Genomic DNA, 22,792 nt, shown 5'->3' with positions numbered 1-22,792 from the left:
TTCATTGAAAGAAATTTTAATCGCAACTAAAAATAAAGGGAAAATCAAAGAGTTTTCTGACCTTTTTGCAGAAAAAGGGATCAAAGTTTCTTCCCTGCTCGACTTTCCTGGTATTGAGGATGTTGAAGAAACCGGCAGCACTTTTATTGAAAATGCAAAAATTAAAGCAGAAACCATTTCTAAACAATTTAATAAAATAGTAGTTGCCGATGACTCCGGTTTATGTGTAGATGCGCTCCAAGGCAGACCAGGTGTTTTTTCAGCGAGATATGCAGGCGAAACAAAAAATGACGAAGCGAATTTAGAAAAGGTGCTAATGGAAATGGAAGGGGTTCCTTTTGAAAAGAGAACCGCAAGATTTCATTGCGTTTTAGCGGTGGCTATCCCAAATGAAGAAACGCGAATCTATGAGGGCACATGTGAGGGCCATATTACGGAAAAACCTGAGGGGGAAAATGGGTTTGGATATGATCCCATTTTTTATATCCTTGATCGAGAACAAACAATGGCGCAATTATCAAGCGAAGAAAAAAATAAAATCAGTCACAGGGCAAAGGCCATGAAAAAGCTCAGCGAAAATTGGAAAATACTTTTTTAACATAAGGGAGTGCAATATGAAGGTTCTTATTGTTAGTGATAGTCATGGTTTAACTAAAGATCTTATAGAGCTGAAGAAAAAATATCGGACGGAAGTTGAAACCATGATTCATTGTGGTGATTCCGAACTTGATGCACATTCAGAGGCAATGTCATCATATATTGCTGTTCGTGGAAATTGTGATTTTGATTCAAACTACGCAAATGAACAGCTTGTTTCTATTAAAAGTAATGGACTGGCGTTTTATGTGACACATGGGCATTTATATAATGTGAAAATGTCTCTCATGAATCTGCGCTATCGTGCAGAAGAAGTAGGTGCCAATGTGGTTTGTTTTGGGCATTCCCATATTGCAGGTGCGGAATTGATAGATAATATGCTGTTTATTAATCCTGGCAGTATCATTCTACCAAGGCTAAGAAAAGAAAAAACATATGCTATTTTGGAAGTTGACGAAGCTAAAAATTGTGTTGTAAGATTTTTTAGTATAGATGGTAAAGAAATTCCTCAATTAATGGTAGAATGTAAAATAGGTTAGAGAAAAACTCTAACCTATTTCTAAAAAGTATTGACACTATATTTAAGATAGTATATATTAATATTTGTCGCTGGTTGATACAACAATATTAAACTGTAATACCGTCAATGCGGGTGTAGTTTAATGGTAAAACTTCAGCCTTCCAAGCTGATGTCGTGGGTTCGATTCCCATCACCCGCTCCATTTAAACTTAATTAAATATGTCCCAGTAGCTCAGCCGGATAGAGCATACGCCTTCTAAGCGTACGGTCGGGAGTTCGAATCTCTCCTGGGACGCTATCGAAATACTTTATGTTTAGTTTAGTAATTTAGAAAAGCGCTTGTAAATGTTGTTAAATCAATGTTTACAAGCGTTTTTCTATATCATCAAACTATGTTAAGAATACGAGAGAAAACGATATAAAAATAAACTTTTTCACACGAATTTTACACATTAGATGTGCATTTCTCGAATCATCCTCCTTTCAAGCAAAAAGCACCTATTACACTTACAAGTGTTCTAGGTGCTTTTTGTCTTTGTCGATATGTCTCTCATTGATTTTTAATACGATTTAGTTCAAGTTCATTCTGTACTGTTTTTTGGAAAGTCAAAGTAATATCTGATTCAAGATGGGATAAACTATGTTTCACTTCTTTGAAACGTTGAGTCATTTCTTCACGGGTGCCTTGCTGTCCTGTGTGAATGATTTGTAGAGACGTTCTAGTTTCGGTACGGAATTCTTTAAGTTCTGATTCGATGTTGTTTACTTTCTTTGCTAAATTCTTTTGGCCAACTTCTAAACTTTTCTGTCCTTCCTCCAATGAGGTTAATTTCTGCAATATCAAATCTAATGTTTTCTCCACTAACTTCCCACCCTTTCTACTTATTCCGTTCATTCGCTCCATATATAACAATATAATAACAAAAGTGAACAAGTAAATTAATAATTTATTCTTCTTTCCTAAGATAACCATTCTTGGATTTTAAGGAATGTTATCCCGTAATTATTTTCCGGTTGACCAAAGCAAGATTATTGTGTATTTTTTTGTTTTTTATATTATTTTGAAATAGAATAAAAACACAAATAAAAAAATAAAATATTTTTTTATTTTCTAAAATCATTGTCAAATCAAAGTTGGAAACGCATTCAGAAAAGTATCTTTATCAAAATAATCTAATAATTATAAAAAAGAGGGTTGACTCGAGTGGAATTACGGAGTAAGATAATCCTCAAATAAAGAAAACGTTGACGAGGAAAAGTAATCTCAGTTAGGTATCTACAGAGAGCCGGTGGTGCTGCAAACCGGTGTTACCCCTGATGGTGAACTCACCTCTGAGTGTCAATCTGAACGATGATTTGCTATTAGGATTGACCGAGTGTTTTAAATCACTCGTTACAAAAAAAGGGCGGAGCAATGTGGAATTATGATCATTGTCGCTCATGAGGTGCTGCTCCGAAAGGAGTATCACGAATTTAGGGTGGTATCGTGGAGAGCTAAAACCTTTTCACCCCTTTGCTTTTGGGCTTATATGGGGTGGAAAGGTTTTTTGTATTTTAGGATTAGTATTTATGAAATTTATGCAAGGAGAAATTTAAGAAACAGGAGGCTTTTATATATGGGCACAAATGTAAAAGCGGAAGCAAAAACAATCCCTCAGAAAATGAATGGTGGAAAAATGTTAGTCGAGGCTTTAAAGGCTGAGGGAGTGGAAGTCATTTTTGGTTATCCAGGTGGAGCAGTATTGCCAATCTATGATGAAATTTACGATTCTGGTATCCACCACGTCTTAACTAGACATGAGCAAGGAGCAATCCATGCTGCTGAAGGATATGCTAGAGTTTCCGGCAAGCCGGGTGTTTGCATAGCAACATCAGGTCCGGGAGCAACGAATATTGTTACGGGATTAGCAGATGCCATGATGGATTCCTTGCCTTTAGTAGTTTTCACAGGTCAAGTAGCAACGGGAGTTATTGGCTCCGATGCTTTCCAAGAAGCCGATGTGATCGGAATAACAATGCCGATTACTAAATATAGCTACCAAGTCCGTACAACAGACGAATTACCAAAGGTTATTAAAGAAGCATTCCATATCGCCAATACAGGTCGTAAAGGACCGGTATTAATAGATATTCCAAAAGATGTAGCGATTGCGTCTGATCTGTTTAATTATGATGAAATCGAAGTTAATATTCCGAGCTACCAGCCAAACTACACTCCGAATCATCTGCAAATCAGAAAAGTGGTAGAAGCTGTAAGTTCAGCAAAGAAACCGGTAATTCTAGCAGGTGCAGGCGTCCTTCATGCCAATGCACATGAGGAATTAAGAACTTATGCTGAACAACAAAGTTTACCTGTAGTTAATACACTTTTAGGTTTAGGTGCGATGCCTGGAAGTCATGAATTGTTTTTAGGAATGGGCGGTATGCATGGTACTTATACAGCCAATATGGCATTGTACGAATGTGACCTTCTCATTAATATCGGTGCTCGCTTCGATGACCGTGTTACCGGAAATTTAGCACATTTTGCACCAAATGCTAAAGTCGTTCATATCGATATTGACCCTGCAGAGATTGGGAAAAATGTGCCAACACAAATCCCTGTAGTTGCTGATGCTAAGGAGGCATTACAAGCTTTAATCGCTGAAGATGGGGCTAAAGGAGATTTCTCAATCTGGATTAAAAAGCTTAGAAATTGGAAAGAGGAATATCCGCTTGTCTATAGAAAAGAAGTAAATGTCTTAAAGCCACAACGCTTAATCGAGCTTGTCCATGAATTAACGGACGGAAATGCGATTGTTACGACAGATGTTGGACAACATCAAATGTGGTCAGCTCAATATTACTCATTTGATAAACCTAATAAATGGGTAACATCTGGCGGTTTAGGGACAATGGGATTTGGTTTCCCAGCAGCGATTGGCGCTCAACTAGCCAGTCCTAATGAAACGGTTGTAAGTGTCGTTGGGGACGCTGGTTTTCAAATGACGCTGCAAGAATTGTCAGTTATTAAAGAAAAAAATCTACCAATCAAAATTGTAATTGTGAATAATAAGGCATTAGGCATGGTTCGTCAATGGCAAGAGCTTTTCTATGAAGAACGCTATTCACATTCTTTAGTTCCTGATCAACCTGACTTCGTAAAATTAGCAGAAGCCTATGGGGTTAAAGGTTTGAGAGCGGCTAATGAAGAGGAAGCAAAAGCTGTCTTAAAAGAAGCATTTGAACATAATGGACCAGTTCTAATAGATTTCCGAGTTGCACCAATGGAAAAGGTTTATCCAATGATTGCACCTGGAAAGGGAATTCATGAAATGGTAGGAGTGAAACAATGAAAAGAATAGTAACAGCAACAGTAAATAACCATCCAGGGGTTCTAAATCGCATTACAGGATTATTTACAAGAAGAGATTACAATATCGAAAGCATTACTGTTGGAGTAACTGAAAATCCATCAATTTCTAGAATGACATTTGTTGTAAATGTAGATGATGAAACAAAAACGGAGCAGCTTACAAAGCAGCTGAATAAGCAAATTGACGTCATTAAGGTTCAGGATATTACGGATCTACCTAAAATTGAAAGAGAACTTGCTTTAATTAAAGTCGTTAGCAATCCTCAAACTCGAAGTGAATTAGCGGGTATTATTGATCCGTTTAGGGCAAGCATCGTAGATGTGAGCCGTGATTCTTTAGTTGTTCAAGTCACAGGGGATAGTCAGAAAATTGAGGCTTTAATCGAGCTCATTCGACCTTATGGAATTAAGGAAATTGCTAGAACTGGCACAACGGCTTTCACTCGTGGTTCAAAAAAAGGCAGTGGTCAAGAGAAAAGCCAAGGAACATATGCAAACTAAGGTATTTTTTTAAAAAATTACAATAAATCTAAAACAATTTTTCGAAAACTAAGGAGAGATATTAAATGGCAAAGGTATATTATAACGGAGACGCAAACGAAGCAGTATTAAACGGGAAAAAGGTTGCAATCATTGGCTATGGCTCACAAGGTCATGCACATGCTCTTAACTTAAAAGAAAGCGGCGTTGATGTAGTAGTAGGTATTCGCCCAGGAAAATCAGCTGAACAAGCAAAAGCTGACGGACATACAGTATTAACAGTTAAAGATGCAGCTGAAGCAGCTGACATCATTATGATTCTTTTACCAGATGAGCATCAACCAAAAGTATATAATGAAGAAATTAAACCTGGCTTATCAGCGGGTAAATCATTAGTATTTGCACACGGTTTTAACATTCATTTTGGTCAAATCACACCACCACAAGACGTTAACGTATTCCTAGTTGCACCAAAAGGACCAGGACACCTAGTTCGTCGTACTTACACTGAAGGTGCAGGAGTACCAGCATTATTCGCAATCTATCAAGATGCTACTGGTGATGCAAGAGATCTTGCGTTAGCTTATGCAAAACAAATCGGTGCAGCACGCGCTGGTGTTCTAGAAACTACATTTAAAGAAGAAACTGAAACTGACTTATTCGGTGAGCAAGCAGTTCTTTGCGGTGGTACTACAGCATTAGTAAAAGCTGGTTTTGAAACATTGGTTGAAGCTGGCTACCAACCAGAGGTTGCTTACTTCGAGTGCTTACACGAATTAAAATTAATCGTTGACTTAATGTATGAAGGCGGTCTTGCTAACATGCGCTACTCAATTTCTGATACTGCTGAATGGGGAGACTTCGTGTCAGGTCCACGTGTAATTGATGCGAGCGTAAAAGACCGTATGAAAGATGTATTAACAGATATTCAAAAAGGTAGATTTGCAAAAGGCTGGATCCTAGAAAACCAATTAGGTCGTCCAGAGTATAATGCAATCAAGAGAGCTGAAAATGAGCATTTAATTGAAAAGGTTGGAGAAGAGCTTCGTGAAATGATGCCGTTCGTAAAACCAAGAAAACCAAGGGAAGTGGTCACTAGTGCGAAAAATTAATATTTTTGATACTACACTTCGTGATGGTGAGCAGTCAGCAGGGATTAACCTAAACCATTCCGAAAAAATGGAAGTTGCACGTCAGCTTGAACGTTTAGGAGTAGATATAATAGAAGCCGGGTTTCCGGCTTCTTCAAAAGGTGATTTTCGTGCGGTTAAGGAAATTGCTGATACAATAAGAAATTGTTCCGTGACTGGCTTATCCCGTTCTAATATGAAAGATATTGATATTTCATGGGAGGCACTAAAAGACGGAGCAGAGCCAAGGCTCCATCTATTTATTGCGACCTCACCTATCCATATGCAATATAAGTTAAAAATGACACCAGAACAAGTTCTGCAAACAGCTGTTGATTCTGTGAAATATGCAGCCCAAAAATTCCCGATTATCCAATTCTCAGCAGAGGATGCAACACGCAGTGATTTACCATTCTTAGCACAGGTTGTCAAAGCGGTAATTGATGCAGGTGCAACAGTCATTAATATTCCTGATACAGTAGGCTATACAACACCAAAAGAATACGGACAAATTTTCACATACCTAAAAGAAAATGTTCCTAATATCGGAAAAGCGATTCTTTCTACCCACTGCCATGACGATTTAGGTATGGCTGTAGCTAATTCACTATCTGCAGTTGAGCATGGTGCAGGCCAAGTAGAATGTACAATCAACGGGATCGGTGAAAGAGCAGGAAATGCAGCTTTAGAAGAAATCGGTGTTGCCCTTCATATCCGCAATGATTTCTATCAAGCTAAAACCGGTCTAAATTTACAACAAATCAAGAAGACTAGTACACTTGTAAGTAAATTGACAGGTGTGATCGTTCCTCCTAATAAAGCTGTAATTGGTAAGAATGCTTTTGCACACGAATCAGGCATTCACCAAGACGGCATTTTAAAAGAAAAGTCAACATATGAAATTATCTCACCAGAGCTTGTTGGTGTTGCTTCAAATGACATGGTTCTTGGAAAGCATTCCGGACGTCATGCCTTCCGTAACCGTATGGAGGAGCTAGGTTATACTTTAACAACAGAGGAAATTAATAATTTATTTGTTGCCTTTAAAGAATTAGCAGACAAAAAGAAAGAAATCACTGATGACGATTTACTTTCATTATTATTTGAAGAAAAACTAGGTAGCTCAGTGAAATTCTACAGCTTGAAATCGCTTCAAGTTCAATATGTAACACATCAAGTAACAACAGCCACAATCTCTATGACAACTCCGGAAAATGAAGAAGTACATGAAGCATGTACAGGTTCTGGTAGTGTTGAAGCGATCTACAATACTTTGGAAAGAATTATTGGTTCTAAGGTACATTTAGAAGATTATCGAATCCAAGCTAATACAGGTGGTAGGGATGCGCTTGCTGAAGTATTTGTTAAAATCAACTTCCAAGGTATGACTTCAAGCGGCAGGGGTTCTGCTCAGGATGTATTAGAGGCTTCTGCGAAGGCGTATATCAACGCAGTAAATCGTATTTTATTACAGCAGCAATATCGTGAAGAATTACAGAATCTTGTGAAATAATACTCTATTAAAATTTTAGAGGGGATTTAATCGAAAGATAAAATCCCCCCTCCCAAGTGTTGAAAGGAGGAGACCCTTTGGAAAAAAAGATAGCCGTATTACCTGGAGATGGGATCGGAAAAGAAATTGTAGCAGGTGCAATTGAAGTATTAAAAGTGGTTGCTGAGGAGTATAACCACCAATTCATATTTGAATATGGAAGACTTGGTGGTGAAGCAATCGATGTAGATGGGACTCCACTACCTCAAGCAACTGTTGACCTTTGTAAAGACAGTGATGCAATCCTTCTTGGTGCAGTTGGTGGACCTAAATGGGATCAAAATACACCAGCGCTTCGACCTGAGGCAGGACTTTTAGCCATTCGTAAGGAGCTCGGGCTTTTTGCGAACCTAAGACCAGTTCAAGCTATTTCAAGTCTTACAGATGCTTCAACCTTGAAAAAAGAAGTAATCGACGGTGTCGATTTAATGATAGTTAGGGAATTAACAGGTGGAATCTATTTCGGTTCTCCAAGGGAGCGTCGAGAAGAAAACGGTCAAAGAATGGTTGTAGATACGCTTTCCTATACAAATGAGGAAATTGAAAGAATTATTCGAAAAGCTTTCGAATTAGCGATGATCCGTAATAAAAAAGTAACTTCCGTTGATAAAGCCAATGTTCTTGAATCAAGCAGAGTTTGGCGTGAAATTGCAAATGAAGTTGCTAAAGATTTCCCGGAAGTAGAATTAGAGCATATGCTTGTTGATAACGCAGCGATGCAATTAATTAGAGCACCTAAGCAGTTCGATGTTATGGTTACTGAAAACATGTTTGGAGATATTTTGAGTGATGAGGCGTCGATGTTAACAGGCTCGCTTGGAATGTTATCTTCAGCAAGCCTTTCTGCAAATGGTCCTGGCCTATATGAACCGGCGCATGGTTCTGCTCCGGATATCGCCGGCCAAAATAAGGCTAATCCGTTAGCTACGATTCTATCAACGGCAATGATGTTAAAGTACTCTTTTAATCTAATAGAAGAAGGAAATGTCATCGAAGAAGCCGTTAATAGAGTGTTGGAAAAAGGCTATAGAACGGCAGATATTTCGGAAGAAAATACAAAGCTAACTTCAACTACCGAAATGGTTGAACAGGTTATTAATGAAATAAAAGAAATTAGTAAAGCAAAACCGATGCCAGCCAAAGCTTAAGGCTGGCATCGATTTTAACTTCATATAAACTGAAGTTAAAAATAAAGAGGAGGAAAAGAAATGGGGACGCCAAAAACGATCATTGAAAAAGTTTGGGAAAAACACGAAGTCGTATCTGAACAAGGAAAGCCCTCATTATTATATATTGATTTGCACCTAGTCCATGAGGTAACATCTCCACAGGCATTTGAAGGACTTCGTCTGAAAAACCGCAAGCTAAGACGCCCAGACCTAACTTTTGCAACAATGGACCATAATGTGCCAACAGAAAATAAATTCAACATTACTGATGAAATTGCAAAAAAACAAATTGATACACTAAGTGAAAACTGTGAAGCATTTGGTGTTGAAATAGCTGATTTAAACAGCCCTGATCAAGGAATTGTTCATGTAATTGGACCGGAGCTTGGCTTAACACAGCCAGGGAAAACAATCGTATGTGGTGATAGTCATACCGCTACACATGGTGCGTTTGGTGCTCTTGCATTTGGAATCGGTACTAGTGAAGTAGAACATGTCATGGCTACACAGTCACTTTGGCAAGTAAAACCGAAAACATTAAAAGTAGAAGTGACAGGTAAGCTTTTACCTGGGGTGACAGCTAAAGACGTCATCTTAGCGTTTATTGCTAAATACGGTGTGAATTTCGGTACAGGTCATATTATCGAATATACTGGTGAAGTCATTCGCAATATGACAATGGAAGAAAGAATGACAGTATGTAACATGTCAATTGAAGCTGGTGCGAAAGCTGGTTTAATTAGCCCTGATGAAACAACGATTAATTATTTAAAAGGCAGAAGATATGCTCCTCAAGGTGAAGAGTTTGAAAAGGCTGCACGGGAATGGTTAGCTCTAGCAACTGATGAAGGTGCAACTTATGACAACGAAGTCACTATGAAGGGGGAGGATATCGAACCGCAAGTAACATGGGGAACCAATCCTTCTATGGGCATTCCGGTAAATGCACCTGTTCCATCTCCGGAAGATTTCAAAAATGAGTCAGATCAAAAAGCGGTGCGCCAAGCACTAGAGTATATGGGGTTAGAGCCAGGAGTTCCAATGACAGAAGTTCCTATTCAACACGTCTTTATTGGTTCCTGTACGAATTCTCGTATTAGTGACTTACGTGCGGCAGCTAACGTAGTGAAAGGACAAAAAGTGGCAGAAGGTGTACGAGCATTAGTTGTACCTGGATCCCAAAAGGTAAAACTAGAAGCAGAAAAAGAAGGCTTGGATAAAATTTTCATTGAAGCCGGTTTCGATTGGCGCGAAGCGGGATGCAGTATGTGTTTAGGTATGAATCCTGATATTGTCCCTGAAAAGGAACGTTGTGCTTCCACTTCAAATCGAAATTTCGAAGGCCGTCAAGGTAAAGGTTCGAGAACACATCTTGTAAGTCCGGAAATGGCTGCAGCCGCTGCGATTGCAGGCCATTTTGTAGATGTTCGCACTTTCATGAAGGAAGCCGTTCAATAATACGGAGGGAGGATTTCTAAATATGGAACCAATTGTAATTCACACAGGAAAAGTTGCAGGTCTTGACCGTGTAAATGTAGATACAGACCAAATTATCCCGAAGCAGTTTTTAAAACGGATTGAAAGAACGGGATTTGGGAAATTTTTATTCAATGACTGGCGTTATAATAACGATGGGACAGAAAATGAAAGCTTTGAATTAAACCGTCCGGAAAATAAAGGGGCTTCCATCCTTGTTGCGGGTCATAATTTTGGCTGTGGTTCTTCTAGAGAGCATGCACCATGGGCATTGAATGATTACGGTTTTCAAGTTGTCATTGCACCTTCGTTTGCAGATATTTTTTACAATAACTGTTTAAAAAACGGAATGCTGCCTATTCGCTTAGAAGAGTCCATCGTGAAAGATTTATTAGCTAAGTCTATTGCTGCTGATTTTGAATTAACAGTAGACCTTAAAAATCAAGTTATAGTTGATGGGGATCACAAATACACATTTGAAATTGATCCTTATTGGAAGGAAATGCTTATTAATGGCTGGGATGAAATCGACGTAACCTTAAAATATGATGAAGCGATTGCTTCTTATGAGGCAAAATAAGTGAATATCAATGATTAATGTGAGACTGATCATAATGGTCAGTCTCTTGTATTTAGTCGAAGAACTTGCTAAACTAATGAACAATACAAATCCCAAGTATTGGGGCGAGATTATGGAAAAAAAGAAACAAAGAAACAACAGCAAGATTATCCCTTTTCCGAACTTAGAGGATCGTCTTCTAAATAACGGTATGGAAGCTTTGAAGGAAAAACGCTATAAAGATGCATTACAATTTTTTAACCAATTTACAGCCTACAATCAAAGCTACCCCGAGGTTCAGGTAGGGATCGTTGTTTGTCTAGTGGAGCTCGGGCTATACGAAGATGCCAAGGATAAGTGTGAGCGTCTATTACAAGAGGATATTGGCGATTATTTTAATGTTATGCAAATTTACATAACTATTTTAATCCAATTAAGTGAATACGATAAGGTGGTAACGATATTAGAGGCGCTGTTTGAGGAGGAAAAAGTCCCGCCGGAATACGCAGGAGAGCTTTTTCATTTACTAGAATTCTCAAGAAAAAGCAGCGACCGCCTATATGGATCAAGTAGTCAAATTGAATCCGCTGTAAATATCCAGGCTCTCGGACATATTCTTGAAAATGGAAATATTTCAGAACAGCTTCAAGCCATTCAAAATTTAAGGAAAGAAACTACCATCTCTGAAATAATGGAAGTTCTAAAAAATGTAGTAGGAGATAGACACACGCATCCTGTCATTCAGTCCATGGTTCTTCAGTTAATGATCGAAAAAGGAATCCATGAAAGTGTTGTTATTCAAAAATTTGATTGGACAATGAAACTGGATCTTGATGAAGTGATAGAAATTTTCGAGCATCCCTTTACGATCCAAGTCTTAAATAAATTGGAGGATATCTTAATTCACGAAAATCCTACGTTATTTGATGCAGTAAAAGAGCTCTGGGAAAGATTTTTATTTGTACTATTTCCGTTTCAGCCTAAACCGTTAGATCTGAATGTCTGGGCCGGAGCGCTCCATAAGTTTGGATATCAGTTGTTTGGAATAGATATCTCCGACGAAGAGATTGAGGATATTTATCATGTCGAAATCAATAGGATTGACCAGGCTTGTCAGCAAATTTTGGAGGTAGAAAAACTATCAATGATAGGTCATTGATAGAAGTTATCAAAAAAAGAATAGACACAATTATTGTAAGTTATCTTTTCTATGTGTATAATGTAATGGTTGTAATAGTGTCTTTTTTATACATAACTAAATGTGAATTATATATGTTGGAGGGAAATATAAATGTCTGCAAAATGGGAAAAGTTAGAAGGAAATCAAGGCGTCTTAACGATAGAAGTAGATGCTGAAACAGTAAGCCAAGCTCTAGACACAGCGTTTAAAAAGGTTGTAAATAAGGTCAATGTTCCAGGATTCCGTAAAGGGAAAGTACCTCGCAAAATGTTCGAACAACGTTTTGGTGTAGAATCTCTTTACCAAGATGCTTTAGATGTAATGCTTCCAGAAGCATACGGCAAAGCTGTAGAAGAAACTGGAATTGAGCCTGTAGATTATCCAGAAATTGATGTTCAACAAATGGAAAAAGGAAAATCAATGATTTTCACAGCAACAGTAATTGTTAAGCCTGAAGTACAATTAGGCGAATACAAAGGTCTTGAAGTTGAAGAACAAGACACAACTGTTACAGATGAAGATGTTGAAGCTGAATTAAAAAGTCTTCAAGAAAAAAATGCTGAATTAGTTGTGAAAGAAGAAGGCGAAGTTGTAAACGGCGATACAGTTGTGATCGACTTTGAAGGCTTTGTTGATGGTGAAGCATTTGATGGCGGTCAAGCAGATAACTATAGCTTAACTATAGGCTCTGGACAATTTATTCCAGGTTTTGAAGAGCAAATCGTTGGAATGAAAGCTGGCGAAGAGAAGGATGTAAATGTTACATTCCCTGAAGAATACCATGCACCTGAATTAGCAGGAAAGCCAGCCGTATTTAAAGTAAACTTACATGAAATTAAATATAAAGAGCTTCCTGAATTAGATGATGAGTTTGCAAAAGATGTTGACGATGAAGTTGAAACTTTAGATGAGCTAAAAGCAAAGCTTAAAGAAAAACTTCAAGGCGATAAAGAACATCAAGCAAAACATGCAAAAGAAGATGCAGTGATTGGTAAAGCAGTTGAAAATGCAACTGTTGACATTCCAGAAGCTATGATTAAGTCAGAAACTGACCGTATGATGAAAGAATTCGAACAACGTTTACAAATGCAAGGATTAAACCTTGAGTTATACTTCCAATTCTCAGGTCAAGATGAAAGTGCTCTTCGTGAGCAAATGAAAACTGATGCTGAAGGTCGCGTAAAAACGAACTTAGTTTTAGAAGCAATCGTTGCTGCAGAAAATATTGAAGTTACCGATGCAGATATCGAAGCTGAATATGAGAATATTGGAAAAATGTATAATATGCCAGCAGAAGAAGTTAAGAAAATGTTAGGCAGCAATAATTACGTTGCAGAAGATTTAAAAATGAAAAAAGCGATCGATTACCTTGTCGAGAATAGCAAAGTTAGTGCATAATATTTAACTAAAGTTAAGCCTCCGGGCGCAAATACACCAAGGCGTATTTGATTAATAAAAACAAGGCGCGAGATGTTCGTGCCTTGTTTTACACTATTCATACCAACCAGTTAAACGGGGTATAATAAGTTGAGAAAATAAAGGAGAGGAGGAAAGTAAGAGCGTTAGTAATTGGTCAATTTTTTAGAAAGATACATATACATAATAAAGACAATACATATTTCTCTGAGGTATTTTATTACCAGTTTTGTTTCAATATGTGATAAAATCTCAGTACATAATTAATTGGAAAAGACAAATAAAAAGTTGGCAGCTTAGAATTAGACTGATCGGTTATGAAATAAAGTAAGGGGTGAGTATATGTTTAAATTTAATGATGAAAAAGGGCAATTGAAATGCTCATTCTGTGGAAAAACGCAGGATCAAGTTCGAAAGCTCGTGGCTGGCCCGGGTGTATATATATGCGATGAGTGTATTGAATTATGTACAGAAATTGTTGAAGAAGAGCTTGGAACAGAAGAAGAAGTTGAATTTAAAGATGTGCCAAAGCCAAAGGAAATTCGTGAAATCCTTAATGACTATGTTATCGGTCAGGAAGCCGCTAAAAAGTCATTATCTGTAGCTGTATATAATCATTACAAGCGTATTAACTCAAATAGTAAAATTGATGATGTTGAACTTTCTAAAAGTAATATCGTTATGATTGGACCAACAGGTAGCGGTAAAACATTACTAGCTCAAACATTGGCGAGAATTTTAAATGTACCATTTGCCATTGCAGATGCAACGTCTTTAACAGAAGCTGGTTATGTTGGTGAAGATGTTGAAAATATTTTGCTGAAATTAATTCAAGCAGCTGATTATGATGTTGAGAAAGCAGAAAAAGGTATCATTTATATTGACGAAATTGATAAAGTAGCCCGCAAATCAGAGAATCCATCGATTACTCGTGATGTATCTGGTGAAGGGGTACAGCAAGCGCTATTAAAAATATTAGAAGGTACTGTTGCGAGCGTGCCGCCACAAGGTGGACGCAAACATCCGCATCAGGAATTTATTCAAATCGATACAACGAATATTTTATTTATTTGCGGCGGTGCGTTTGACGGGATCGAATCTATTATTAAAAGACGACTTGGCAAAAAGGTCATCGGCTTTGGAACAGATGCAAAACAGGAAGATATTCCGCAAAAGGAGCTTTTAACAAAAGTATTGCCTGAAGACTTGCTTCGTTTTGGACTAATTCCGGAATTTATCGGCCGTTTGCCTGTCATTGCGACATTAGAGCAGTTAGATGAGGACGCATTGGTTGAAATTCTGACAAGGCCAAAAAATGCATTAATTAAGCAATATCAAAAAATGCTTGAGTTGGATAATGTAGAACTTGAGTTTGATGATGAAGCATTAATTGAAATTGCGAAGCGTGCTATTGAACGAAAAACGGGAGCACGCGGATTGCGCTCCATTATCGAAGGAATCATGCTTGATGTGATGTATGATCTTCCATCAAGAGATGATATCGATAAGTGTACAATTACGGCTGCAACCGTTCGTGAAGAGGAAGGCGCTCGTCTCCATCTGAAAAATGGCAAGGTTGTTGAATTCGAAAATAAAAAAGAAACACCACGTGAAACTGCATAATGAATTATTAAGAATGCGAAGAGGTTGTCTAAATAAGACAGCCTCTTTTTTAGTGCGCTTTCAAGAAAAAGTTGTTTATTGAACCCATTGCACGGAAATACTAGCAATTAAGTATCTATACAAAATACATATTACATCAAGTGCAGGAGGTAAAATATGGATTGGACATCAATTGCATTGTTCGTTCAACTTTTCTTTGGGATCATAATCGGACTATACTTCTGGAACCTCTTACGTAATCAAAGGACTCAAAAAGTATCAATTGATAGAGAATCAAAAAAAGAAATGGAAGAGCTTCAGAAAATGCGCTCCATATCATTATCTGAACCGCTTGCAGAAAAAGTAAGACCGACATCATTCAAAGATGTAATTGGCCAAGAAGACGGAATCAGGGCATTACGGGCAGCGATCTGCGGTCCAAATCCGCAGCATGTCATTATTTATGGCCCCCCAGGGGTTGGGAAGACAGCAGCAGCGCGTTTAGTTTTAGAAGAAGCCAAAAAACAAAAACAAACACCATTTAAATCAGATGCCGTCTTTATTGAATTAGATGCCACTACTGCACGTTTTGATGAAAGAGGAATTGCCGATCCCCTTATCGGTTCTGTTCATGATCCGATCTATCAAGGGGCTGGTGCCATGGGGCAAGCAGGTATTCCGCAGCCGAAACAAGGAGCGGTTACGAATGCGCATGGCGGAATATTATTTATTGATGAAATCGGTGAGCTTCATCCTATCCAAATGAACAAGCTCTTAAAGGTACTTGAGGATCGCAAGGTCTTTTTAGAAAGCGCTTATTATAGTGCGGAAAATCCGCAAATACCAGCCCATATCCATGATATTTTTAAAAATGGGCTACCGGCAGACTTTAGAATGATTGGAGCAACGACTAGAACACCAGAAGAAATCCCGCCAGCCATTCGCTCAAGATGCATGGAAGTATTTTTCCGTGAACTGGACCCTGAAGAAATTGCAAAGGTTGCAAAAAATGCTGCCAATAAAATAAAAATGGAAGTATCAGAAAACGGTATTGAAATCGTTTCAAGATATACGAAAAATGGTCGAGAAGCCGTTAATTTAATGCAAATTGCAGCAGGGCTAGCCATATCTGAAAACAAACAGGATATTTCTGAAAGGGAAATCGAATGGGTCGTCCATTCAAGCCAGTTATCACCTCGTTACGAAAAGAAAATTCATGAGGAGCCAAAAGTGGGGCTCGTGAATGGTCTGGCTGTTTTCGGACCTAATATGGGAGCATTGCTAGAAATTGAAGTATCCGTCATTCCGGCCCTAGAAAAGGGATCTATCAATATAACAGGAATTGTCGAAGAAGAAAGCATCGGAAATCAAGGGAAATCCATTCGACGTAAGAGCATGGCGAAGGGATCAATTGAAAATGTTGTGACTGTATTGCGTTCTATGGGTGTGAAAGCGTCAGATTATGATATCCATGTAAATTTCCCTGGGGGCGTTCCTGTAGACGGACCTTCTGCAGGAGTTGCAATGGCAACCGCGATTTTTTCTGCTATACACAAGCTAACGGTTGATAATACTGTAGCGTTTACCGGCGAAATAAGTGTCCATGGAAATGTGAAGCCAGTTGGAGGAGTTGTGGCCAAGGTAAGGGCTGCTCAAAAAGCAGGGGCAAAAAAAGTATTTATCCCGAAAGAAAATTATCAAACCATTCTTGATGAAATTGATGGAATAGAAGTTATTCCTGTTGTCCATTTGAATGAAGTATTTTCAAATGTATTTCCACACTTCTACGAAGGTGAGGAAGAGCAGTACAACGAAGCTATTCCTGCTTCCAGTTCAGACCCAAATCTTCCACCAGCATCAGTATAACTTTATTCAGCTAAACTGAATAAAGTTATAGCCTTCGGCGGATGCCTCAGATTTTTAGAGGTAGTTTTTCGAGCATGTCAGCTCGAAAATATCCGCTGGGCGCAAATACGCCAAGGCGAATTTGATATGTGTAAAAAGGGGTTGCCAAAAGGTGTCGTTATTATTGACTCTTCTTTGGCGCCCCATGACATTTTTGTACTATATAAAATATAATTTTTTATGGATTATAGTATAAGAAAATACATCGATATTTGCCATTATGGGCAAATATCATGTTTTTCTAATTTACTTTTACCTATAATCACTAACATATCAATAGACAAGAGTTATTTAAATAAGATAGAATTGTTAAAAGGCATAACTTTATTTAGTAAAATGGGCGCAAATATGCCAAGGCGCATTTGATATATGGAGGTAACTTAGGATATGACGAATAATAAAGAGATGATCGTCCCCCTCCTTCCGTTGCGTGGTTTACTTGTATATCCAACGATGGTACTTCATTTGGATGTCGGACGAGAAAAGTCAGTACAGGCACTTGAAAAGGCTATGGTAGATGAACATTTAATTTGTCTTGCCACACAAAAAGAAGTAGGTGTTAATGACCCGTCGGAAGAAGATATTTTTGAAGTGGGAACCCTTTCAAAAGTAAAACAAATGCTTAAGCTTCCGAATGGAACGATTCGCGTACTTGTTGAAGGAATAAGCAGAGCAAGGATTTTACAGTATATTGATGATGAAGATACATTTTTAGTACAGATTGAACAAATCGTAGAGTCCGAGGAAGCAAATTCAGAAGAACGTGCGCTAATGAGGACTTTACTTAGCCAATTCGAACAATACATAAAACTTTCAAAAAAAATAACTGCTGAAACATACGCATCTGTTGCTGATATAGAAGGACCGGGGAGAATGGCAGATATTATTTCCTCTCATTTATCCTTAAAAATAAAGGAAAAACAAGACATTTTAGAGACATTAGATGTAAAAGAACGTCTCGAAAAAATGATTGTATTAATAAATAATGAAAAAGAAATTTTAAATTTAGAAAAGAAAATCGGGCAGCGTGTAAAACGTTCGATTGAACGTACACAAAAGGAATATTATCTCCGTGAACAGATGAAGGCGATTCAGAAGGAATTAGGGGATAAAGAAGGAAAAACAGGCGAGGTTGAAACGTTTAGGGATAAAATTGAGCAAGCACAAATGCCTGAGCGGGTAAAAGAAACAGCTTTGAAAGAAGTGGATCGGTTTGAAAAAGTACCGGCTAGTTCAGCAGAAAGTTCCGTTATCCGCAATTATATTGATTGGCTATTAGCACTTCCATGGCATAAGGAAACGACCGATAACCTCGATATTAAAAATGCCGAAAATGTATTGGATGCAGATCATTACGGTCTTGAGAAGGTTAAGGAACGTGTATTAGAATATTTAGCTGTTCAAAAGCTAACCAAATCATTAAAAGGTCCGATTCTATGTCTAGTAGGCCCTCCAGGGGTTGGTAAGACGTCGTTAGCGCGATCTATCTCTAAAGCGTTGGGAAGAAATTTCGTCAGGGTATCACTTGGTGGTGTTCGTGATGAAGCGGAAATTCGCGGTCATCGTCGGACCTATGTAGGTGCGATGCCAGGAAGAATTATTCAAGGGATGAAAAAAGCAGGAACGATCAATCCATTGTTCCTCCTTGATGAAATTGACAAAATGTCAAGTGACTTTCGCGGCGATCCGTCTTCAGCAATGCTGGAGGTGTTGGATCCAGAGCAAAACGCGAACTTTAGTGATCACTATATAGAAGAAACCTATGATCTTTCAAAAGTTATGTTCATTGCGACAGCAAATAACATTGGTACTATCCCAGGTCCATTATTAGACCGTATGGAAGTGATCTCAATTGCTGGCTACACTGAGGTTGAAAAACTTCATATTGCCAAAGATCATCTCCTACCTAAACAAGTCAAAGCGCATGGACTTGAGAAAGGTAAATTACAAATTCGTGATGAAGCTTTAATAAAGGTGATTCGTACATATACACGGGAGGCCGGTGTCAGAAGTCTAGAACGGCAAATTGCCAATTTGTGTAGAAAAGCAGCCAAAATTATCGTAACGGAAGACCGAAAAAGAATTATTATTACCGAAAAAAGCCTTGAAGAATTTCTTGGGAAACCACGTTTCCGCTTTGGGCAGGCAGAAATTCAAGACCAGGTTGGGGCTGCAACAGGCTTGGCCTATACAACTGCCGGCGGCGATACTTTAGCGATTGAAGTATCTGTCGTTCCTGGAAAGGGGAAATTGACCTTAACCGGAAAGTTGGGCGAAGTTATGAAGGAATCTGCCCAGGCTGCATTCAGTTATATTCGTTCAAGAGCGAAGGAATTAAATATTGATCCTGAATTCCATGAAAAGAACGATATTCATATTCACGTTCCCGAGGGGGCTATTCCTAAGGATGGACCGTCTGCGGGAATAACGATGGCAACGGCACTCGTTTCGGCATTAACAGGCCGAGCTGTTCGAAAAGAGGTCGGTATGACCGGTGAAATCACCCTTAGAGGTCGAGTACTTCCTATTGGTGGTTTAAAGGAAAAATCATTGGCTGCCCATCGTGCCGGGTTAAAAACGATTATAATCCCTAAAGAAAATGAAAAAGACCTCGAAGACATCCCTGAAAGTGTAAGAGATGATCTTATGTATATACCAGTTGAACATTTAGATGAAGTGTTAGAACATGCTTTAACAGGAGAGGGAAAATGAAAGTAACAAAAGCAGAGATTGTCATCAGTGCCGTCAAGCCTGAACAATACCCAAATGACCCATGGCCCCATTTTGCGTTGGCAGGTCGTTCGAATGTTGGCAAGTCATCATTCATTAATAAAATGCTGAACCGAAAAAATTTAGCTAGGACTTCTTCTAAGCCAGGAAAAACACAAACATTAAATTTCTATAATATTAATGATATTTTTTATTTTGTCGATGTTCCTGGATATGGTTTTGCGAAGGTTTCGAAAAAAGATCGGGAAGCTTGGGGGAAAATGATTGAAACATATCTAACAACAAGTGAAAATCTCCGAGCTGTCATTCAAATCGTGGATATCCGCCATAAACCTACGGAAGATGATAAACTAATGTATAATTTTTGCAAGCATTACGAAATGCCGGTTATTATTATTGCTACAAAGGCAGATAAAATACCGAAAGGCAAATGGGACAAGCATTTAAAAGTAATAAAAGAAACGTTGAATATTGATCCGAATGATCCGGTTGTCACTTTTTCGTCTGAAACGGGAAAAGGAAAAGATGAGGCATGGTCGATTATTCAGCGATATATGTAACTTTATTCAATAGAATAATGGGACGGGGAGCGAGGCTCCTTGTCCTATTTTTTTGCAGGGGTCAAAGTTGGGCCAGAGAACCCGCCCCCCGTGTCCCACTGGGTCGCCCAAAATAGTCCGATGGGCTTGATTATTCTTGATTATATTTGGTAAGATGTTTAGTAGGAGTAAAGTTATGTCGATTTTTGACTTTCATATACTGTTCATATTTTATCAAAAGTATAATCATATTTTTATGTTATTATTTATATATTGAAATTCTTTCGACAAGAAACTACATGAAGTAGTTTTGACAATAATAGCGGGGTGGAGTAGTAATGCATGTTCTTAAAGTCGGTTTAAATTATAAAACGGCCCCAGTGGAGATTAGAGAAAAGTTAACATTTGATCCTTCTACTGTTCGTGAGGCCCACATCAAACTTAGGGAGCAAAAAAGCGTACTTGAAGATGTGATCATTTCTACTTGTAACCGAACTGAGATTTATGCTGTGGTAGAGCAAATTCATACCGGCCGATATTATATTATGGCGTTTTTGGCAAGTTGGTTCAACTGTGAGATTGAAGAATTTGCACCATATTTATCTATATATGAAAATGATGAAGCGATTGAACATCTATTTCGGGTGACATGCGGATTAGACTCAATGGTATTAGGGGAAACTCAAATTCTAGGACAAGTCCGTGATAGCTTTTTACTTGCACAAGAGGAAAAGACAACAGGTACAATTTTTAATGAGTTATTTAAGCAAGCCATTACTCTTGCGAAAAAAGCTCATAATGAAACTGAGATCGGCGAAAATGCAGTTTCAGTCAGCTACGCAGCGGTAGAGCTTGCTAAGAAAATTTTCGGAAGTCTTGAAAACAAACACATTGTTATCGTTGGTGCCGGTAAAATGGGTGAACTGGCTGCGAAAAACCTTCACGGTAGCGGTGCAGTGCATATCACCGTTATTAATCGTACATTTGAAAAAGCAGTTGAGCTTGCAAACCGGTTTAGTGGTAAGGCTCGTTCAATTGATGAGTTAAGTCAAGCGCTTGTCGATGCTGATATTTTAATAAGCTCAACAGGTTCCAAGGATTTTGTAATTACAAAACAAATGATGGCAAAGGTTGAGAAACAGCGTAAAGGTCGTCCTTTATTTATGGTTGATATTGCTGTGCCACGTGACCTTGATCCATTACTTGATGAACTTGAAAGTGTTTTCTTATATGATATCGACGATCTCCAAGGTGTAGTCGATGCCAATTTAGCTGAACGTGAGAAAGCAGCTGAGTGCATTGGTAAAATGATAGAAATGCAAATCCTCGAGTTTCAGGCTTGGCTCGGTACTTTGGGGGTGGTTCCAATTATTTCAGCGCTAAGGAAACGAGCACTAGCCATCCAAGCTGAAACTATGGACAGCATTGAAAGAAAAATGCCTAACCTAACTGAGCGGGAAAAGAGATTGTTAAATAAACATACAAAGAGCATCATCAATCAATTAATTCGAGAACCGATTAACAGTGCAAAGGAACTTGCTGCGGAGCCTAATGCAGAAGAATCCTTAAAGCTATTTATGAAGATTTTTAATATTGAAGAAGATGTTCAAGAAGAAATAAATGCTCAACGAAAGCAGGAAAAAGTGGTTATACCCATCGAACGAGAAAGGCAATGGGCATATTCAGTAAAGAATGTCTAGAGAGGATTCAATGGTATGGCTACCTTTCAATTTGGCTGGATATACGACGTAACCATCATCTTATATGCCTGTAGTGTTTTAGGCTACTTTATAGATTTTTTGCAGAACAACCGGAAGGCAAATAAAATCGCCTTCTGGTTGCTTGCTATTGTATGGGTTTTGCAATCTATGTTTTTAGTTACCCGAATGATTGAAATGGGACGTTTTCCGATATTGACGATAACGGAAGGTCTTTATTTTTATGCCTGGGTACTAGTTACTTTTTCGCTTATCATAAACAAAGTATTTCGTATTGATTTTATTGTCTTTTTTACAAATGTATTAGGCTTTATCATCATGGCGCTGCACCTATTTGCTCCTGTAGATTATAAGTCCGATGTCTTAGCAATGCAGCTCATTTCTGAACTTTTAATCATCCACATTACGATTGCAATTATTTCATATGGCGCATTTTCACTGTCAGCTATATTTTCCATGATGTATATGCTTCAATATCATATGATTAAAAGAAAAAAATGGAGCCAGCGCTTGCGGCGTTTAGGTGATTTGACAAAGTTGGATCGACTTTCCTACACTCTAAATATGGGTGGGGTACCAATACTTTTAACATCATTAATTTTAGGGTTAGTCTGGGCTTATATCTCGATTGAAGATTTTAAATGGTACGATTTCAAAGTTGTTGGTTCATTCAGTGTTTTAATAGCATATAGTATTTACTTATATGTTCGCATTGCCAAAGGGATTCAAGGGAAAGCGATTGTTTTATGGAATCTTGCTGCTTTTCTCATCCTTTTAATCAACTTTTTTTTATTTGGGAGTCTGTCCCGTTTCCACTTTTGGTACGGTTAATACATATATAGAAGAAGATGCAGATATAGATGG

Annotated in this window: 18 protein-coding genes, 2 tRNA genes and 1 other annotated feature; of the genes, 19 read left to right on the top strand and 1 reads right to left on the bottom strand. The window is 38.2% G+C overall.

The window, feature by feature from the left end:
* Positions 1-4 precede the first annotated feature (4 nt).
* The 4 genes from P9E47_RS08765 (at position 5) to P9E47_RS08750 (ending at position 1,412) form a co-directional block, all read left to right on the top strand.
* A complete protein-coding gene (locus P9E47_RS08765) occupies positions 5-598 on the top strand; it encodes an XTP/dITP diphosphatase (protein ID WP_003330999.1) in 594 nt (197 codons plus the stop codon).
* Between the two features lie 16 nt (positions 599-614).
* Positions 615-1,136: a metallophosphoesterase family protein gene (locus P9E47_RS08760; RefSeq protein WP_003330998.1), complete on the top strand. Its 522-nt coding sequence runs from the start codon at positions 615-617 to the stop codon at positions 1,134-1,136.
* A gap of 109 nt (positions 1,137-1,245) precedes the next feature.
* Positions 1,246-1,319, top strand: a tRNA-Gly gene (locus tag P9E47_RS08755).
* 19 nt (positions 1,320-1,338) lie between these two features.
* A tRNA-Arg gene (locus P9E47_RS08750) sits at positions 1,339-1,412 on the top strand.
* A gap of 255 nt (positions 1,413-1,667) precedes the next feature.
* Here the strand turns inward: P9E47_RS08750 and P9E47_RS08745 are convergent.
* Positions 1,668-1,979, bottom strand: a complete 312-nt coding sequence (locus P9E47_RS08745) for a hypothetical protein (protein ID WP_003329280.1) — start codon at positions 1,977-1,979, stop codon at positions 1,668-1,670.
* A gap of 374 nt (positions 1,980-2,353) precedes the next feature.
* Positions 2,354-2,633, top strand: a binding site (T-box leader).
* A gap of 100 nt (positions 2,634-2,733) precedes the next feature.
* On the opposite strand from P9E47_RS08745, the gene ilvB reads away from it, so the two are divergent.
* From ilvB to P9E47_RS08670, 15 genes are all read left to right on the top strand, one after another.
* A complete protein-coding gene (gene ilvB / locus P9E47_RS08740; RefSeq protein WP_003329281.1) occupies positions 2,734-4,452 on the top strand; it encodes an acetolactate synthase large subunit in 1,719 nt (572 codons plus the stop codon).
* Entirely contained in the window at positions 4,449-4,973 is a 525-nt protein-coding gene (gene ilvN / locus P9E47_RS08735) for an acetolactate synthase small subunit (protein WP_003329282.1), read from the top strand. Before ilvB ends, ilvN begins: the two co-directional genes overlap by 4 nt.
* A 65-nt stretch (positions 4,974-5,038) precedes the next feature.
* On the top strand, positions 5,039-6,064 hold the full coding sequence (gene ilvC / locus P9E47_RS08730) for a ketol-acid reductoisomerase (RefSeq protein WP_003329283.1): 1,026 nt from the start codon (positions 5,039-5,041) through the stop codon (positions 6,062-6,064).
* Positions 6,051-7,595, top strand: coding sequence for a 2-isopropylmalate synthase (locus P9E47_RS08725; RefSeq protein WP_003329284.1), 1,545 nt, complete (start codon positions 6,051-6,053; stop codon positions 7,593-7,595). The genes ilvC and P9E47_RS08725 overlap by 14 nt, the downstream gene beginning before the upstream one ends.
* A 77-nt stretch (positions 7,596-7,672) precedes the next feature.
* Entirely contained in the window at positions 7,673-8,782 is a 1,110-nt protein-coding gene (gene leuB / locus P9E47_RS08720; protein ID WP_003329286.1) for a 3-isopropylmalate dehydrogenase, read from the top strand.
* A 60-nt stretch (positions 8,783-8,842) separates the two neighbouring features.
* Entirely contained in the window at positions 8,843-10,261 is a 1,419-nt protein-coding gene (gene leuC / locus P9E47_RS08715; RefSeq protein WP_035194160.1) for a 3-isopropylmalate dehydratase large subunit, read from the top strand.
* Between the two features lie 22 nt (positions 10,262-10,283).
* Positions 10,284-10,859 (top strand): 3-isopropylmalate dehydratase small subunit, encoded by a 576-nt coding sequence (gene leuD / locus P9E47_RS08710; RefSeq protein ID WP_326163176.1) that lies wholly within the window; start codon positions 10,284-10,286, stop codon positions 10,857-10,859.
* 10 nt (positions 10,860-10,869) lie between these two features.
* Positions 10,870-11,997, top strand: a complete 1,128-nt coding sequence (locus tag P9E47_RS08705) for a tetratricopeptide repeat protein (RefSeq protein WP_326163175.1) — start codon at positions 10,870-10,872, stop codon at positions 11,995-11,997.
* A 132-nt stretch (positions 11,998-12,129) separates the two neighbouring features.
* A complete protein-coding gene (gene tig / locus P9E47_RS08700; RefSeq protein WP_326163173.1) occupies positions 12,130-13,416 on the top strand; it encodes a trigger factor in 1,287 nt (428 codons plus the stop codon).
* A 360-nt stretch (positions 13,417-13,776) separates the two neighbouring features.
* Positions 13,777-15,057, top strand: coding sequence for an ATP-dependent protease ATP-binding subunit ClpX (gene clpX / locus P9E47_RS08695; RefSeq protein WP_326163171.1), 1,281 nt, complete (start codon positions 13,777-13,779; stop codon positions 15,055-15,057).
* A 156-nt stretch (positions 15,058-15,213) separates the two neighbouring features.
* Positions 15,214-16,902 carry an ATP-dependent protease LonB gene (gene lonB / locus P9E47_RS08690; protein ID WP_003329292.1) on the top strand — a complete coding sequence of 563 codons (1,689 nt, stop codon included), beginning with the start codon at positions 15,214-15,216 and terminating at the stop codon, positions 16,900-16,902.
* A gap of 426 nt (positions 16,903-17,328) precedes the next feature.
* Positions 17,329-19,653, top strand: a complete 2,325-nt coding sequence (gene lon / locus P9E47_RS08685) for an endopeptidase La (protein ID WP_035194149.1) — start codon at positions 17,329-17,331, stop codon at positions 19,651-19,653.
* Positions 19,650-20,231 (top strand): ribosome biogenesis GTP-binding protein YihA/YsxC, encoded by a 582-nt coding sequence (gene yihA, locus P9E47_RS08680; RefSeq protein WP_003329294.1) that lies wholly within the window; start codon positions 19,650-19,652, stop codon positions 20,229-20,231. Before lon ends, yihA begins: the two co-directional genes overlap by 4 nt.
* Positions 20,232-20,548: 317 nt before the next feature.
* A complete protein-coding gene (gene hemA, locus P9E47_RS08675) occupies positions 20,549-21,910 on the top strand; it encodes a glutamyl-tRNA reductase (RefSeq protein WP_003329295.1) in 1,362 nt (453 codons plus the stop codon).
* 15 nt (positions 21,911-21,925) lie between these two features.
* Positions 21,926-22,759 (top strand): cytochrome c biogenesis protein, encoded by an 834-nt coding sequence (locus tag P9E47_RS08670; RefSeq protein ID WP_003329296.1) that lies wholly within the window; start codon positions 21,926-21,928, stop codon positions 22,757-22,759.
* Positions 22,760-22,792 lie beyond the last annotated feature (33 nt).

Origin of the sequence: Schinkia azotoformans (assembly GCF_035811335.1) — a bacterium.
GTDB classification, from domain to species: domain Bacteria; phylum Bacillota; class Bacilli; order Bacillales; family Bacillaceae_J; genus Schinkia; species Schinkia azotoformans.
The sequence above is the reverse complement of the archived record's forward strand: the minus strand, read 5'-3'. Positions and strand labels throughout refer to the sequence as shown.